This is a genomic window from Kribbella sp. NPDC031520 (assembly GCF_055580825.1).
This window is the reverse complement of the sequence record NZ_JBVIKS010000006.1, coordinates 483,111-499,483: the sequence shown is the minus strand read 5'-3', so window position 1 is coordinate 499,483 and position 16,373 is coordinate 483,111. Positions and strand designations below refer to the sequence as shown.

General features: G+C 68.5%; 13 protein-coding genes. 2 read left to right on the top strand and 11 right to left on the bottom strand.

All coding sequences use genetic code 11. The features are described from left to right. Positions 1 to 174 precede the first annotated feature (174 nt). Positions 175 to 1,395, top strand: a complete 1,221-nt coding sequence (locus ACZ5BU_RS31380) for a type II toxin-antitoxin system Phd/YefM family antitoxin (protein WP_465704052.1) — start codon at positions 175 to 177, stop codon at positions 1,393 to 1,395. A 35-nt stretch (positions 1,396 to 1,430) separates the two neighbouring features. On the opposite strand, the gene ACZ5BU_RS31375 is transcribed toward ACZ5BU_RS31380, so the two are convergent. The 6 genes from ACZ5BU_RS31375 to ACZ5BU_RS31350 all read right to left on the bottom strand — a co-directional run bounded on the left by ACZ5BU_RS31375 (position 1,431) and on the right by ACZ5BU_RS31350 (position 10,661). Then, a complete protein-coding gene (locus tag ACZ5BU_RS31375; protein ID WP_465704051.1) occupies positions 1,431 to 1,712 on the bottom strand; it encodes a YciI family protein in 282 nt (93 codons plus the stop codon). A gap of 521 nt (positions 1,713 to 2,233) precedes the next feature. Continuing rightward, positions 2,234 to 4,882 carry a pyruvate, phosphate dikinase gene (gene ppdK, locus ACZ5BU_RS31370; RefSeq protein WP_465704050.1) on the bottom strand — a complete coding sequence of 883 codons (2,649 nt, stop codon included), beginning with the start codon at positions 4,880 to 4,882 and terminating at the stop codon, positions 2,234 to 2,236. 369 nt (positions 4,883 to 5,251) lie between these two features. Then, complete coding sequence (locus tag ACZ5BU_RS31365; protein ID WP_465704049.1) at positions 5,252 to 7,213, bottom strand: vWA domain-containing protein; 1,962 nt, start codon at positions 7,211 to 7,213, stop codon at positions 5,252 to 5,254. 1 nt (position 7,214) lies between these two features. Beyond that, a complete protein-coding gene (locus ACZ5BU_RS31360) occupies positions 7,215 to 8,612 on the bottom strand; it encodes an ATP-binding protein (protein ID WP_465704048.1) in 1,398 nt (465 codons plus the stop codon). A 45-nt stretch (positions 8,613 to 8,657) separates the two neighbouring features. Beyond that, positions 8,658 to 9,935 carry a serine hydrolase domain-containing protein gene (locus ACZ5BU_RS31355; protein WP_465704047.1) on the bottom strand — a complete coding sequence of 426 codons (1,278 nt, stop codon included), beginning with the start codon at positions 9,933 to 9,935 and terminating at the stop codon, positions 8,658 to 8,660. A gap of 9 nt (positions 9,936 to 9,944) precedes the next feature. Beyond that, on the bottom strand, positions 9,945 to 10,661 hold the full coding sequence (locus ACZ5BU_RS31350; RefSeq protein WP_465704046.1) for a Clp protease N-terminal domain-containing protein: 717 nt from the start codon (positions 10,659 to 10,661) through the stop codon (positions 9,945 to 9,947). 77 nt (positions 10,662 to 10,738) lie between these two features. On the opposite strand from ACZ5BU_RS31350, the gene mug reads away from it, so the two are divergent. After that, positions 10,739 to 11,254, top strand: a complete 516-nt coding sequence (gene mug / locus ACZ5BU_RS31345; protein ID WP_465704045.1) for a G/U mismatch-specific DNA glycosylase — start codon at positions 10,739 to 10,741, stop codon at positions 11,252 to 11,254. A gap of 15 nt (positions 11,255 to 11,269) precedes the next feature. Here mug and ligD read toward each other — a convergent pair whose 3' ends face one another. From ligD to ACZ5BU_RS31320, 5 genes are all read right to left on the bottom strand, one after another. Beyond that, the gene (gene ligD, locus ACZ5BU_RS31340) at positions 11,270 to 12,247 is read right to left on the bottom strand and encodes a non-homologous end-joining DNA ligase (RefSeq protein ID WP_465704044.1); all 978 of its coding nucleotides are present in this window, start codon (positions 12,245 to 12,247) and stop codon (positions 11,270 to 11,272) included. A gap of 85 nt (positions 12,248 to 12,332) precedes the next feature. Beyond that, a complete protein-coding gene (locus ACZ5BU_RS31335; RefSeq protein WP_465704043.1) occupies positions 12,333 to 13,403 on the bottom strand; it encodes a hypothetical protein in 1,071 nt (356 codons plus the stop codon). Beyond that, positions 13,400 to 14,257 (bottom strand): acetylxylan esterase, encoded by an 858-nt coding sequence (locus tag ACZ5BU_RS31330; protein WP_465704042.1) that lies wholly within the window; start codon positions 14,255 to 14,257, stop codon positions 13,400 to 13,402. The genes ACZ5BU_RS31335 and ACZ5BU_RS31330 overlap by 4 nt, the downstream gene beginning before the upstream one ends. A 4-nt stretch (positions 14,258 to 14,261) precedes the next feature. Beyond that, positions 14,262 to 15,188, bottom strand: a complete 927-nt coding sequence (locus ACZ5BU_RS31325) for an acetylxylan esterase (RefSeq protein ID WP_465704041.1) — start codon at positions 15,186 to 15,188, stop codon at positions 14,262 to 14,264. A gap of 38 nt (positions 15,189 to 15,226) precedes the next feature. Continuing rightward, positions 15,227 to 16,369 (bottom strand): ABC transporter ATP-binding protein, encoded by a 1,143-nt coding sequence (locus ACZ5BU_RS31320; protein ID WP_465704040.1) that lies wholly within the window; start codon positions 16,367 to 16,369, stop codon positions 15,227 to 15,229. Positions 16,370 to 16,373: the final 4 nt, after the last annotated feature.

The window sequence follows — 16,373 nt, the reverse complement described above, 5'->3', positions numbered from 1 at the left end:
GTCCGGGACCTTATCTCACATGTGAGATACACCTGCACCGACCCGCCGGTACCAGGGTAGCGAATCTCACTCGACTCCTTCGCTGTACCCCAGAAGGACCCACCCGACCTGCTGAAACGCCCGCAGCCTACAGTTACCCCCAACTCCCGCCGCCACCCGGAGAGGATCCACCAGATGCCCGACGACAGGTCCGCCGCGGTGGTCAACGAGTTCGAGGCGGAGTCCTGGCCGCTGGACGCGGCCGCGGACAGCCTGCACCAGGTGATCGACGGGTTCTACAACGGCGACACCCGGCCGCTGGTGATCGGCGACGGCGACCAGCCGGTGCTGGTGGTGCTGGCGATCGCGGACCTGGCCGACTTCCGCGCCCGGATCGCGGAGCTGCTCGGCAACCCGGTCGACGCCGGCTGGCTGCGGTACTACCTGCGTTCCAACTTCGACATGAGCTCCGAGCGCCTCGTCGAGCTGCTCGGCGTGGACGCCGACCACGGGCTGTCCTCGCTGGCCAGCCAGGTCAACGTCGAGCAGGCCGCGACGCTGATGCAGGACCACGTACGCCGTACCGAGGCCGGCGGCAACCCGCTGATGCTGATCGGCGACGGCACGATGGCGACCGCCGCGCTCGTGTCGTTCCAGGCGTTCCAGGTGCTGCTGGCGATGGAGGGCGACGGGAAGAACGACGACGACTCCTGCGCTCACGACGACGAGGAGAAGCCGACCACGCCGCTCGAGGTGCTCGCCGAGCGGATCGGGCCGGTGTCGACGCAGCTCGTCGCGCAGATCAACGCGGGCCGCGAACCCGGTCTCCCGCGGTACGAGCTCCACTTCGAGGACGACCTGGTCGAGCACCTGCGGGACCTGGAGGCCCGCGCGCAGAAGGCGCCGGGCGGTGGCGCGTACGACGAGCTGAACGAGCTGCTCCACCAGTTCGACCAGATGCGCAGCGGGCTCGTGCAGGCCGAGGAAGACGCCGAGCCGGACGAGGCGCCGTACCTCGAAGCGACCGATCTGAAGGCGGCGCTGCCGGACATCCGGGATGCGTTCCGCGAAGGCACCGACGACCCGTACCTGGTCGGCCTGGACGGGCGGCCACTCGCGGGGCTGATCTCCTTCGACCTGTACGAGGAGCTGCAGAAGGTCTCGGTCGAGCTGGACGGGACCGACGAGGCCCCGGTGCTCCCGCTGCCCGAGCCGCGCTGGGAGAACGGTCCGCGAGTGGTGCCGTTCGAGCTCGCGCTGGAGCTGTGCGAAGCGGTCTGCGAGGACATCACGAACGGCGAAGGCTCGATGCTGTTCATCGCCGACGAGGACGACGAACCCGAACTCGTCCTCGCTCCGCTGGTCTGGCTCTGGGCCTACGTCGACCACCTCGACCTGGAAGCCGCCGACGTCTGACGTTCGCCGACCGCCCTACTGGCGTCGGTGCAGGATCAGCTGCTGAACGGGAAGAGCGGCTGCCATTCGGCGAAGGTGGCGATCTCGTAGACGTCGGCCGGGGTGTACGGGTCCTTGGCGAGGATGTCGCGGAGCTCGGCTTCGTCAGCCACGTCGTAGACGAGGAGGGCGCCGGTGCCGTCGGCGAACGGCCCGGCAGCGACGAGTTTGCCCGCTTCGTTGAGCTCCGCGAGGTACTCACGGTGCGCCGGCCGGACCTCCAGCCGGCGGTCGGTGTCGGAGGTGTCGAAGCGCAGCTGTACGACGAATTGGGCCATGGCCAGAAGACTACATTGCCTTTGAGACAAAGAGATTTGGTGCGGGTAAGGGAGTCACGAGCCGCCACAGCGGCTGGTTCAGGTCAGACCCGAAAGTCGACGAGTGAACTCCCTTCCCGCCCGGATATTCTGACCAACCGACGCACCGCTATGCAAGGGTTTGGTGAAGAGTAATTCCTACAGACAGTTGATTGAGATAACGCTTCGTGACCGAACCACCCGCCGCGTCGATCGTTGCGCCGATGCAGTCGTACAGACCGTCACGCCGCTCCGTTGTCAAGGCCCGGTGACCGGAATACGACGACAAAAGTTCGAGGTATTCGGCGGTCGTGTAGCTCGCGTCTCAAACGTATCGCCGGCCCTCGCCGAAGGTGCTGAGGAGGGACTCGCGGCTCATCGCGGCAGGCTAGCGGACCTGCACCACTCATCAACCTCCCGCCGGTGCCGCTCCGGAGGCTCGAGTGAGCGTGCGAGGCGGCAGCAGCCGTCGGTTGATGAGTGGTGGGCGTCCGCTTCGGGTTTCAGTCGAGGGCTGCCCGGCCGGCTTCGAGGCGGGCTACTGGGATTCGGAAGGGGGAGCAGGAGACGTAGTCGAGGCCGGCTTCGTGGAAGAAGTGGATGCTGTCGGGGTCGCCGCCGTGTTCGCCGCAGATGCCGAGTTTGAGGTCGGGCTTGGTGGCCCGTCCGCGCTCGACGCCGGTACGGACCAGGGCGCCGACGCCCTCGCGGTCGATCGATTCGAACGGCGACACCGCGAAGATCCCCTTCTCCAGGTAGCTGGAGAAGAACGCGCCCTCGACGTCGTCGCGGCTGAAGCCCCAGGTGGTCTGCGTCAGGTCGTTGGTACCGAACGAGAAGAAGTCCGCCGCCTCCGCGATCTGGTCCGCGATCACCGCGGCCCGCGGCAGCTCGATCATCGTCCCGATCGGCAGCTCGACACCGACGTCCGCGAGCACCCGCTCCACCTCGTCCCGCACCAGGTGCAGCTCCTGTACGGCGCCCACCAGCGGAATCATGATCTCCGGCCGCGGGTCCTTCCCGCGCGCCCGCAGCTCAACGGCCGCCGAGGCGATCGCCCGTACCTGCATCGCGAACAGCCCCGGAACGACCAGCCCGAGCCGCACTCCGCGCAGCCCGAGCATCGGGTTCTCCTCGTGCAGCCGCTCGACCGCCGCCAGCAGCTTCACGTCGTGCTCGGACTCCTCGCCCCGCTCGCGCGCCACCGCGACCTTGACCGCGAGGTCCTCCATCGACGGCAGGAACTCGTGCAGCGGCGGGTCGATCAGCCGGATCGTCACCGGCAGCCCGTCCATCGCGTCCAGCAACTCGAGGAAGTCCCCACGCTGCAACGGCTCCAACTCACCAAGCGCCGCATTCAGGTCCTCGTCGTTGTCGGCGAGGATCAGCCGCTCGACGGATTCCCGCCGCTCACCGAGGAACATGTGCTCGGTCCGGCACAGCCCGATCCCCTCGGCCCCGAACCGGCGCGCCCGCGCCGCATCGTCCGCGGTGTCCGCGTTGGTCCGTACGCCCAGCCGCCGTACGGAGTCGGCGTGCGTGATCAACCGGTGCACCGACGCCACCAACTCGTCCCCCGCCGACGGGTCCAGCGTGCCCTCGAAGTACTGCACGACCGGCGACGGTACGACCGGTACCTCGCCGCGGAACACCTCGCCGGTGGTGCCGTCGATCGAGAGCAGCTCTCCCGCCCGCAGCACCGTACCCCGGACCGTAATGGTGCCCTGGGCAACATTCACGTCGAGCTCCTCCGCACCGCAGACACAGGTCTTGCCCATGCCGCGGGCAACCACCGCCGCATGCGAGGTCTTGCCGCCGCGGCTGGTCAGGATGCCCTGTGCCGCGATCATTCCGTGCAGGTCGTCCGGGTTCGTCTCGCGCCGTACCAGGATCACCTTCTCGCCGCGCTCGGCGGCTTCGACCGCGGCGGCCGACGTGAACACGACCTTGCCCGACGCCGCACCCGGCGACGCCCCGATCGCCTTCGTCACAAGATCCTTCGCGGCCGAAGCGTCGAAGCGCGGGAACATCAGCTGCGCCAGCTGCGCACCCTTCACCCGCTGCAGAGCCTCGTCGGTGTCGATCACACCTTCGTCGACCAGGCTGGTGGCGATCCGGAACGCCGCCGCCGCGGTCCGCTTGCCGACCCGGGTCTGCAGCATCCACAGCTTCCCGCGTTCGACGGTGAACTCGATGTCGCACAGGTCGCGGTAGTGGCCTTCGAGCGTCGCCATGATGTTCATCAGGTCGTCGTACGACGTCTTGTCGAGCTGCTCGAGGTCCGCCAGCGGGACCGTGTTGCGGATGCCCGCGACGACGTCCTCACCCTGCGCGTTCTGCAGGTAGTCGCCGTACACACCGGGCTGGCCGCTCGACGGGTCGCGAGTGAAGGCGACGCCCGTACCGGAGTCCATACCGAGGTTGCCGAACACCATCGAGCAGATGTTCACCGCGGTCCCGAGGTCGGACGCGATCCGCTCCTGGCGGCGGTACAGGATCGCGCGGTCCGCGTTCCAGGACCGGAACACGGCCTCGATCGCGAGCTCCATCTGGGTCCGCGGGTCCTGCGGGAACTCGCGGCCGGTGTGCTCCAGCACCGCCTGCTTGAAGGTCTCGACGAGCGTGCGAAGGTCGGCGGCGTCCAGGTCGAGGTCGTTGCGCGTCCCCTTCGCCTGTTTCGACGCCTCGATCGCGTCCTCGAACACGTCGCCGTCCATGCCGAGAACGGTCTTGCCGAACATCTGGATCAGCCGGCGGTACGCGTCCCAGGCGAACCGCGGGTTGCCCGAGTGGTGCGCGAGCCCGTTCACCGAGTCGTCGTTGAGGCCGACGTTCAGCACCGTCTCCATCATCCCGGGCATCGACACGGCGGCGCCGGAACGGACCGAGACCAGCAGCGGGTCGTCCGCCTGGCCGAGCTTCTTGCCCATCTTCCGCTCGAGCAGGTGTACGTGGTGGTCGATCTCGTCGGCGAGGTCGCCCGGCACCGCACCGGTCTTCAGGTACGCGCGGCAGGCGTCGGCTGTGATGGTGAATCCGGGTGGTACCGGCAGGCCGAGGTTGGTCATCTCGGCCAGGTTCGCCCCCTTGCCACCGAGCAGCTCCAACATGTCCTTGTTGCCTTCGGCGAAGTCGTAGACGAGTTTCGGCACGGTCACTCCCTGGGTTGCAGGTGGGTGTGTTTCAGGCGCGGGAAAGTAGCCCGCTGGCCCGTCGGCAACGGCGGCGGGGGCGTGCTTTCAGAGTAAGCCAGAAAACCAGTCCAGTTGAACACTGGTCTCACGATGCCGACGTGACGCTGCCCACAGGCCGAAGGCCGGAAAACCCTTACAGCGTTGACAACGCGAGACAATCGAACACCTCTCCAACGATTCCCAGCCAACCAGCATCCGGACGCCGACGGACCGGTCGAAAGGACCGCGCCACCGCGCCGAAGGTCCCTTCCGCGGCGCTCCGGACAGCAGAACGGGACCTCCGACACCTGACCGATGTCCGAGGTCCCGCTGGGGTGTTGCGAGGTGCTACAGCTTGCGCCGGGTGCGGAGGTAGTCGCCGACCACCGCGGCGCCGAGGCCGTCCGCATCGGGGGCCAGGACCCGGCCGCCGCTGCGGCGGGCGAGCAGGTCGACGAACGCGTTCAGCCGTGGGTCGTCGCCGAGCCGGAAGACGGTCAGCGAGGCGCCGAGCTTGGCGAGCCGGTCGACCTCGAAGATCGTCTTGCGCAGCGTGGCCGGCTCCGGTGGGTACGAGAACTCGGCCGTCCCGTCCGGCTCGAGGTGGGCGGTCGGCTCGCCGTCGGTCACCATCAGTACGACGGGTTGCGCGTCCGGGTGCCGCCGGAGATGCCGGCCCGCGAGCAGCAGCGCGTGGTGCGCGTTGGTGCCCTGTTCCCAGGTGCCTTCCATCCCGATCAGCTGCGGCAGCTCCACTACCCCGGCGTACCGGCCGAAGGTGATCAGCTGCAGCGCGTCATTGCGGTACCGCGTCGAGATCAGCTGGTGCAGCGCGAGCGCCGTCCGCTTCATCGGCAGCCAGCGGCCCTCCTGCACCATCGACCAGGACGTGTCGACGAGCAACGCGACCGCGGCCCGCGCCCGGTGCTCGGTCTCCGCGATCTCCACGTCCGCCACGTCCAGCTTGACTCCACCACCGCCGCGATGGGCGGTCCGCAGTACGGCGTTCCGCACCGTGCGCGGGACGTCCCACGGCTGGGTGTCGCCGAACTGCCACTGCCGGGTCGAACCGCTCAGCTCTCCGGCCGCCCCGGCGTTGGCGGCGTCGCGCTCTCCGGATCCGCGCGCGGTCCGCAGTACGTCGGCCAGCGCCGTCTGACCGAGCTGCCGCAGCGCCTTCGGCGACAGCTGCAGCGAACCGTCCGGCGCCCGCTCGATCAGGCCCTGGTCACGCAACTGCCGTTCCAGCTCGCTCAGCCGTCGGGCGTCGACCGTGGCCTCGTCACCCAGTTGCCGGGTGAGTGCGTCCAGGTCGATGTCCTCGAGCCGGGCGCCCGGATACGACTGCGCCAACTGCTCGGCCAGCGCATCCAGCTCGGCCAGGTCGGACATCGCCTGCGCGCCCTCGGCGAGGCCGAGCGGATCGTCACCGCTCATCCGCTCCGACGAGTACCAGTCCTCGCCCGGCCGCAACGCCTGCAGCTGCGCGTCCAGCTGGGACAGCTGCTGCGACAACTGCGCGTTGCCGAACGCCTGCTGCGACAGCTCCATCAGCTCAGCGCGCTGCTCGGGAGTCATCGAGTTCAGCATCCGCTGCGCCGCGGCCGCCCGCTGCGCGAGTGCGTCGATCAGTTCCTCGACGTTCTGCGGATTCTCCGGGAAGAACTCGCCGTGCTTGGCCATGAACTCGTCGAACAGCTGCGGTACGTCGGGACGCCCTTGCGCATGCGCCGCGAGCAGCGCGTTGAGGTCCGTGAGCATCTCGTTGATCCGCTCGACGTCCTCGGGTGTGGTCTGTTGCAGCGCCTCCTTCATGCCCTCGAACCGCGACCCGAGCAGTTCACGCCCGAGCAGCTCACGGATCTCCTCGTACTTCTGCCGGGCCTCCGGCGACTCCCACTGGTAGTTGGCCAGCTCCCGTACGGCGGCCGCCGTACCGGACGGAAGCGCGTCGAGCTCGGCCTCCTTGAAGCGGGCGTCGTCCGACGGGTTCGGGAACAGCTCACGCCGTTCGGCCTCGAGCGCCTCGTCGAGCAGCCGCTGGACGTCCTGGAGCGTGCCGTCGAGGTTGTGCCGCCGCTGGATCTCGCGGCGGCGCTCCCACAACCGGCGGGTCAGGTCGTCCAGCCCCTGGGTGTTCCGGGTGCCGCGCCGGAGCATCTCCTCCAGCGCGGACCGCGGCGACGACCCGTTCATCACGTCCCGGCCGATCTCGTCCAGCGCGTCCCGCAGGTCGACCGGCGCCTGGAGCGGATCCGGCCCGTCGTGCCACGGCCCGTACGACCAACCTTCCGGAATCGAAGCCGACATGTCAGGCCCCGTAGACCGTCGTGTCGTTGTCGGCGTCCTTTGCCACCCGTTTCGAGAGGTAGAGCATCTCCAGGGCGAGTTCGACGGCGGCTGCGATCCGTCCGGGTGAGTCGTTGGCGTCCACGCCGGCGCGCGCGGCGACGTCGTGCAGGACCGGCAGTTCGGGCAGCGCCGACAGCACCTCGCGGCCGGGCACCCGCTCCCCGGTGGTCACAAGGTTGCCGTCGGCAACAGCATGGGCCAGCGGGCTCAGGTCGAGACCGGCGAACCGCTCCCGCGCGGTGTCCGCCACCGACCGGCGCAGCAGGTACTCGAGCAGCTCGATCTCGCGTCCTTCCTCACCCGGCTCGAACTCGAGCTTGCCCCGCAGTACGGCGGGCACCGCCTCGAGGTCGACCGGCCGGGCGACGGCCGGCTCCTCGCCGGTGATCGCGGAACGGCGCAACGCGGCGGCGGCGATCGTCTCTGCCGCGGCGACCGCGAACCGCGCGGACACGCCGGAGCGCTGGTCGATCGACGTCGACTCCCGCAGGTGCCGGACGAACCGGGCCAGCACCTCCAGCAACGGTTCGCCGACCTCGGCGGTGAACTCGGCCTCCTGCCGGATCACGTCCACCTCGGCGTCGATGTCGAGCGGGTAGTGGGTCCGGACCTCGGCGCCGAAGCGGTCCTTCAGCGGCGTGATGATCCGGCCGCGGTTGGTGTAGTCCTCGGGGTTGGCCGTTGCCACCAGCAACACGTCGAGCGGCAGCCGGAGCGTGTACCCGCGGACCTGGATGTCGCGCTCCTCCATCACGTTCAGCAACGCGACCTGGATCCGCTCGGCCAGGTCGGGCAGCTCGTTGATCGCGACGATGCCGCGATGCGCCCGCGGGACCAGCCCGAAGTGGATGGTCTCGGGATCGCCGAGACTGCGGCCCTCGGCGACCTTCACCGGGTCCACGTCGCCGATCAGGTCACCGACGGAGGTGTCCGGGGTGGCGAGCTTCTCGGCGTACCGCAACGAGCGGTGCAGCCAGGCGACCGGGAGGTCGTCGCCGAGCTCGGCGGCGCGGCGGCGCGAGGCCGGCGTGATCGGGTCGAGCGGGTGCTCGGGGAGTTCCGCGCCCTCGATGACCGGGGTCCACTCGTCGAGCAGGCCGACCAGGGTGCGGAGCAGCCGGGTCTTGCCCTGACCGCGCTCACCGAGCAGTACGACGTCGTGGCCCGCGAGCAGGGCACGTTCGAGCTGCGGAATCACCGTCCGGGTGAATCCGACGATGCCGGGCCAGGGATCACGCCCGGCCCGGAGCTCTTTCAGCAGGTTGTCACGGATCTCGGCCTTGATCGACCGAGGAAGGAATCCGGCGGCCCGGAGGTCACCGGCTTTACGGGGCAGTTCAGCAGGTGCACTAGTCACCCTGACGACGTTAGCTCGCTGGCCCCAAATCGCACCCCGTTTATCTCACCGCCTGGGCGTGACCCGTCCGGACGTGAAGACATGGGTCGGGGTGAACGTGACCGGGACCCACGGGTGCTGTGGCGACTCGCGGGTGACGAAATGGTTGCCGTCGGCCGGTTCCGTCGGGCGCAGCTCGTACTCGTGCACCGGGTCTTCCGAGAACAGCAGCCGGTCGCCTGTCGCGGTGTAGACCATGACCAGTTCGTCGTCACGCTTTGCGACGTCGAGCCGGACGCTGGCGCGTTCGTACCGTCCCACGTGCCGGTCGTCGACGGGTACGTCGATCGGCTGCGGGGCCGGCGGATGCGCGACCCCGGCGTACTCGGTGAAGACCTCGGAGGCGAGCGGTTCGAACAGGCGGGTGCCGTTGCCGGAGTTCGTCAGCAGGCACATGATCAGCCGCGCCTCCGGGTCGATCCGCAGGAACGCGAGCTGCGAGATCGTCGACCCGTCGTGCCCGAACAGCCGGCGCCCGCCCCAGTCGTAGATCCGCCAGGTCAGGCCTAGGTCGACGAAACCGCCGATGCCGGCCGCGTACGGTACCTGCGGCTCCTGCATCACGGCGTACGTCGGGTCGGTCAGGTGCATCCGCGCGAACTCCAGGACGTCGCCGGCGCTCGAGGTGATCGTCCCCGCGGGCCCGATGCTGCGTGGCAGTTGCCACGTCTTCACCCGCGACCCGTCAGTCGCGGTATGGCCGACCGCGGCGTTGTGCAGGATCGCTTCCTCGGGGAGCGTGACGGTGTGGGTCAGGCCGAGCGGCTCGATCAGGCGGGCCTTCAGCGATTCGTCCCAGGTGCGGTTGTCGAGTACTTCGATCAGGCGGCCGAGCAGGACAAAGCCGGCGTTGCAGTACGAGTACGCCGTACCTGGTTCGAAGAGCTGGTCGACGTCGGCGAGCAGTTCGACGTACCGCTCCAGACAGTCGTCGCCACGGCCGGTGTCGGTGAACAGGTCGCCGTCGATGCCGCTCGTGTGGGTGAGCAGGTGACGGACGGTGACCGTGCTGTCGACAGGTGCCTTGGGCAACAGTTCGACGATCGGGTCGTCGAGTTGCAGGCGGCCCTCGGCGGCGAGCTGGACGATCATCGACGCGGTCCAGGTCTTGCTGATCGAGCCGATCTGGAACAGCGAGTCGGCGGTGGTCGGCACCCCGGTCGTCGCGTTCAGGACGCCGTACGGCGTGATCGTCATCTCGCCGTCGTGCCAGATCCCTAGCACCGCCCCGGTGACGTCACCCGCCACCGCCAACTCGTTCAACCGCGCAGACCAGTCAGGCATGCGCCCAACTTACTTGCCGAAGCCCTCCAGGGCCGCACGGATGTCCTTCCAGGCGGCTGCTTCGTCCAGGCCCTGGTCGAGCAGGATCTTGGTCGCGATACCTGCCTGGTCGCGGTAGAAGGCGAGCAGGAGGTGCTCGGTGCCGACGTAGTTGTGGCCCAGCGTCAGCGCCTCACCGGCCGCGCCCTGCAGGACGTGCGCCGCGCGCCGCGTGTACGGCGGGTTCGCGGCGTTGAGGCTCAGCGGCTCCCCGGTCCGTTCCCGGGCCGGGCTCTGCGTGTCGACGGCGGCCCGCACCGAGTCCTCGGTGATGCCGTGCGCGATCAGGATCTTGGTCGCGATCGAGTCGGGCTGCCGGTACATCGCGAGCAGCAGGTGCTCGGTGCCGACGAAGTCGTGGTTGCGCTCGGCGGCGGCACCGGCAGCTGCCTGCACGACGGCGCGGGCGCGCTGGGTGTAGCGCTCGAAGGCGGGACGCGCGGTCCAGGAGTCGGCGAAGCGCTTGTGGGCGGCTTGTTTGCTGACGCCGAGGACGTTGCTGATCTCCACCCAGGACTTGCCGGCGCCGCGGGCACGGTCGACGAAGAAGCCGAGCGCGGCGTCGCCGGTGCTGGTGAGTTCGCTGATCGTCGCCGCCGCGGTCGCGAGCTGCTCGAGCTCGTCGTCGCTGCCGGCGTCGGTCTTGATGGTGTTGATGAGCTGCTGCAGATCCGGTCCGGGAGTCATGCCGTCAACCTTAGGTTGACAACCTTGCAGCGTCAACCTTGGGTTGACGCTCGAGGTGCGCGTCTAGGGTGTGGGGCGTGGACGGGATTGCGGATGTGATCGGGCCTGGACTGCGGGTGTTGTTCTGCGGGATCAATCCGGGGCTGATGTCCGCGGCGACCGGGCATCACTTCGCGCGACCGGGGAACCGGTTCTGGCCGGCCTTGCACCTCAGCGGGTTCACCCCGCGTCAGCTGAAGCCGGCCGAACAGCAGGAGCTGCTGACGTTCCGGCTCGGGATCACCAACGTCGTCGACCGTCCGTCCGCGAAGGCGGCCGAGTTGTCCCGAGCGGAGTTCCTGGCCGGCGGGGAGAACCTGGTGAAGAAGGTGCTCGACGTACAGCCGGAGTGGCTGGCCGTCCTCGGCGTCACGGCGTACCGGGATGCCTTCGGCGAACGTACGGCGGCCGTGGGCAAGCAGGACCACACCATCGGAGCCACCCGCGTCTGGGTGCTACCGAACCCGAGCGGCCTCAATGCCCACTACACGTTGCCGAAACTCACCGCGGCGTTCGCCGAACTGGAACGGGCCAGCCTCGAACGGGTCAGCTGAGCGCGGCGGAGTAGGTCAGTCGGCCTGCTTCTTCTCGGCGGCTTCGCGGGCGCGTTTGCGGCGTTTGCCTTCGTGCATGGCGGCGACCCGGGCGACCGGGATCGCGCGGCCCTCCTCCAGTACGTCCTCGGGAATCTCCTGCGGTGTCGGCAGCGCGTCCGCCCACGGGTCGCGGTCGCCGAGCAGTTCAGGTGCCGTACGTACCGTGAAGTCCCGCGGTGACACGCTCTCCAAGTCGGTCCAGCTCACCGGGAACGACACCGTCGTACCGGGCCGGACCCGCGGACTGTACGCCGCGACAACCGTCGCCCCGCCTGAACGCGTGGAGTCGACGAACACCTTCCCGTGCCGGTCCTCCTTGATGTACGCCGTGGTCGCGACTGCCGGATCGAGCTTCTCGGCCCGCGCCGCGATCGCCCGCGTGGCCGCCGCCGCATCCTCGATCGTCACATTGTCGACAATCGGAACGATGACATGCACGCCCTTCGCGCCACTCGTCTTCACCGCACCCGCCAGCCCGGAGTCGGTCAGCGCCTGCCGTACGAGCAACGCCGCCTGCACGGCCATCGCGAACGTCTCCCCCTCCGGCGGATCGAGGTCGAGCACCAGATGGGTCACCCGGTCCCACCGGTCGGCACGCATCAGCGTCGGGTGGTACTCGACCGCGCGCTGGTTGGCGAACCACAGCAGCGTCCGCCGGTCGTCGCACAACGCGTAGGACACCTCGCGCTTCGACGCCTCCGCCCAGACCTGCACCGTCTTCACCCACTCCGGGGTGTACTTCGGAACGTTCTTCTGCATGAACTTCGGCTGCCCCGGGCGGATCCGCACCACCGACAACGGCCGCTCCCGCAACTCCGGCAGGATCCGCTCGTGCCCGGCGTCCAGGTAGTCGACCAGATCCCGCTTGGTCGCATCCGCCCCGTCGAACAACGGCTGATCCAGATTGGTCAGCTCGACCCCGTCCCGCACCTCGTCCGGCTTCCTCGCCATCCCCCGAGCTTAAAGGGTCCCTCGGCAACTCCCATCCGCCGGACGGTCGCCGAGAGCACCTGCCACGAACTTCCGGCGTTGGACGCTAGCGAGGCGGGGTCAGGAGCTTCAGCAGGGCGTCGAGGACCAGTTCGCCTTCCCCCGGTTGGACGGTCTGGGGGTTGAGTGCGATCGCGTCTTCGGGCAGGCCGAACGTGCCGACCGAGATGCGCGGGTCGCCGTCGAACAGCGCCTGCACCACCTCGTCACGGTTTCTGGTGAGCCGGAGTACGGCGCGACTGTGCGGCTGCCCGGCCTCACTCGGATGGCCACGCTCCACGACCACGCCCGGGATGTCCCGCAGGCCGGCAATCCAGTTGTCGACAATCTGCTCGTAGCTCGCCAGCAGTGCCTCCTCGTCCTGCGCGAGCGTCCACTCGACCGCCGCGAGCAGGCCCATCAGCTCCTCCTTCCCTACCTTCATCCCGCGTCCGACCTCATGCAGCGGCGAGGTGTGCACCCGGAGCCGGTCGATCAGCCACTGCTTCCCGAGCACCAGCCCGCTCGCCTGCGGTCCACGCAATCCCTTGCCGCCGCTGACAATCACCGCATCCGCACCGACGTCCCGCGTGAACCGCCACAGGCTCGCAACCGGCGGAATCTGCGCCGCGGCATCCACCAGCACGGGTACGCGGGCCCCGCGAGCAACCCGAACAACATCCTCGATCTCCAGCGCACCCGCGGCGTAATGCGCCCCGGCAAACCACAACACACACGCAGGTTTGCGGGCGAGTGCTGTGCGGAGTTCGTGTTCGGAGGGGCCGATCTCGGTGATGTGGGCGCCGAGGAAGCGGGCTGAGTAGTCGTAGCCGTTGCGTTGGCCGGCGAACATGACGACCGCAGCATCAGCAGGGAATGCCTGCGACTCGGTGGTGATGCACGCGGCAACGGCCAGTGTGATCGCGGCCGCTGCGCCGGAGGTCACGTACGCCGCCTCGTTGTGCGTCAGCTCCGCGAGCCGCTCCCCCACCCGCTTGTTCAACTCCGGCAGGTCGACGAACTGGCCGGCCGCGTCCACCATCGCCTGGAGAACCGGCGCCGGCATCAACGAACCGCCCAGCACCGTCACGGTCGCGTTCGCGTTGATGACAGGCCGGAGACCCAGTGGATTCGTCATGCGACGAACTTCGACGTCGCCGGTACGCCGGAACGCTCCGCCAGCCACGCATCGAGGAAGTCGTTGTCGGTGCCGTCGAGATGCGTCACCTGGTAGACCTCGGGATCCGGCAACGCCGTACGCAAGGTTGCACACCATTCCACGTCGTCGACGGACAGCAAAGTACGGCCCGCCACCGAAGGCGCATGCCGTGCCGGATCGTAGTACGACAGGGTTGTCGACAATCCGGCTGTCGACGATCCGCTCCGCAGCTGATCGTTCAGTTCCTCGAGCGGATACAGGCACGATTTCAGCCGAGCCTCCATCGCCCGGTAGAACAGCAGGTCCGTCACCCGTACCGAGCTGAACCCGGGCCGGCGCGCAGCCGTCAGCACGGCGAGATCGTCGCCACTCACCGCGACCCGCATGCGATCGACCTCTGCCAGCCCGAACAAGAACTCGGCTGCTCGAAGGCAGTCGGCGGCGATTCCGCGATAGATGTACGTCGACGGGTCGTCGATGCCCATTGTCAACAATCCCGGGTACGCCGCCGCGAAGCCCTCGTCGGCGAGCCGCTGGCCGCGGTGCATCAGGCTGAGGACGACGTACCGGCTCCGATCGTTCGGATGCGGGACGTTGTTGACACTCCCGTACCGCGGCGTGATCAGCAGGCCGGGGAACGGCCCGTCGCCGCGCGGGATGCTGAGGTTGCCGTACACGCGGTACGGCCCGGTGCTCGTGATCCGCAGCGCGTAGAACGTCGCCTCTTCGGTCGTTCGGGCCGGTACGGCGTCCAGCACCGGGCGGCCGGGGATCGCCGCGAGTTCTTCGTCGACCGCGGCCCAGTACGCGTCGAAGTCCAGCTCGGAGTCCATCAGGTCACCGTCCCGGGGTGAGGTGTTCGGCAAGGAAGTCCTCCACGATCCGCATCACGTCCGGCAGCCCTGCGTGGTGCGCGCAGTGCGGGTACGTGTGCAAGGTCTTCTCGCACGTCAGCACGCGGTGCAGCGCGAACCCGGTCTCCGGCGGGCAGACGTCGTCCTCGAGTCCGAGGTACAGCAACGTCGGCGCCTGGACCTTCGGGGCGAAGTTCAGGCCGTCGTAGTACGCGACCGTCTCGCGGACCCGGTCCACGTCCTTCGGGTGGATCCGCAGGTACTCGTTGATCTCCTCGTACGGGTACGACCTGGTCAGCGTCGGCGCGGTCATGATCCCGCACAGGTACGGCGCACCGGCCGCGACGCAGCGGATCACGTCAGGCATCAGCGCGGCCGTGGAGATCCCGAGCCCGCCGCCCTGGCTCGATCCCTGGAGTCCGATCCGCTGATTGTCGACATCCGGACGATCCAGCAATACCTCGACCGCGCGGACCACGTCCAGGTAGAACCCGCGGTACCCGTAGGTGTTGTGGTCGACGATGTTGTGCGTCAGCAGGCCTGGGTAGCCGGGGTTGAACACGTCGTTCGACCGGAGCTTCCCGCGCGGGGCGATCGCAAGCGTCGCGTAGCCGAGCGCGGCCCACTCCTTCGGGACGGTGGGCTCGGAGATGTACCCAGGGATCGTCACCAGTCCCGGCAGCGGACCGGGCCGGTCACGCGGCACGGCGTACCAGCCGGCGATCCGGAGTCCGCCGTAGCTGGTGAAGCGCAGATCGTAGACAATCGCAGTGTCTGTGGACAGCGCCGGAACCTCGGTGAGCACCGGGTCGAGCGGGTACGACGCGCAGTCGGCGAGGCCGGCCGCCCAGAAGTCGTCGAAATCTTCCGGCAGGTCGACCTCGACGGTCGCGTTCGCGGGGTCTCTCAAGAGCGTTCCTTTCACCGGGTCAGCAGGGGCGGGGCGTGTCAGGCCGAGGCTCGGAGGGTGGGTGCGTGGAGGGCGGTGCCGTCGGTGGCGTTGAACAGGTGCAGGCGGTCGGGGTTGAACCCGACGTACACCGTGCTGTCGTGGCCGAGGCGGAACGGGGTGGGGACTCGGGCTTTCAGCAGTTCGCCTTCGATGTTCACCGTGACCAGGACGTCGGGTCCGAGCGGCTCGGAGACGAAGACCTTCCCGGGGTGAAGGCCCGGGACCGGCGTGGTCGACAGGGTGATGTCCTCAGGCCGGATTCCGAGTACCACAGCTCGCTCCGCGGCCTCGACGCGTGAGCCGGCGGATGCAGCGGTGGGCGAGTTGGCGGACGGAGTGGACGGGGTGAGTGGTTGGGTCAGAGCTTGGGAGCGGAAGGTTCGGGTGCCGGCTACATCGGCGAGTTCGCCGGTGAGGAAGTTCATCGGGGGTGAGCCCATGAACGCGGCGACGAAGCGGTTCGCCGGGCGTTCGTAGATCTCCTCGGGGGTGGCGCACTGCTGGACGACGCCGTCGCGCATGACCGCGATCCGGTCCGACATCGTCATCGCCTCGACCTGGTCGTGCGTGACATAGATGAACGTGCGCGCCACGTCGACATGCAGACGCTTGATCTCGGCACGCATCAGGACGCGGAGCTGGGCGTCGAGGTTCGACAGCGGTTCGTCGAGCAGGTACGCGCCGGCTTGGCGGACGATCGCCCGGCCGAGGGCGACCCGCTGGCGCTGGCCGCCGGACAGTTCGCGGGGTTTGCGGTCGAGCAGGTCCTCGATGTCCAGCGTACGCGCGGCCCGCAGCACCTGCTCGGCGATCGTTGCCTTGGGCACCCGCATCATCTTCAGCGCGAACCCGATGTTCTGCCGCACGGTCTTGTGCGGGTAGAGCGCGTAGCTCTGGAACACCATCGACACGTCCCGTTTGTTCGCCGGCAGCCAGCTGACCGGCTTGCCGTCGAAGAAGATGTTTCCCTCGGTCATCCGCTCCAGCCCGCAGATCATTCGTAGGGTTGTCGACTTTCCACAACCGGACGGTCCGACCAGCGTGAGGAACTCCTGGTCCTCGATGGTGAGACTGAGGTCGTTCACGGCGACCTTGCCGCCGAACGACTTGCTGACATTCTCCAAACGCACTTCCGCCATCGGT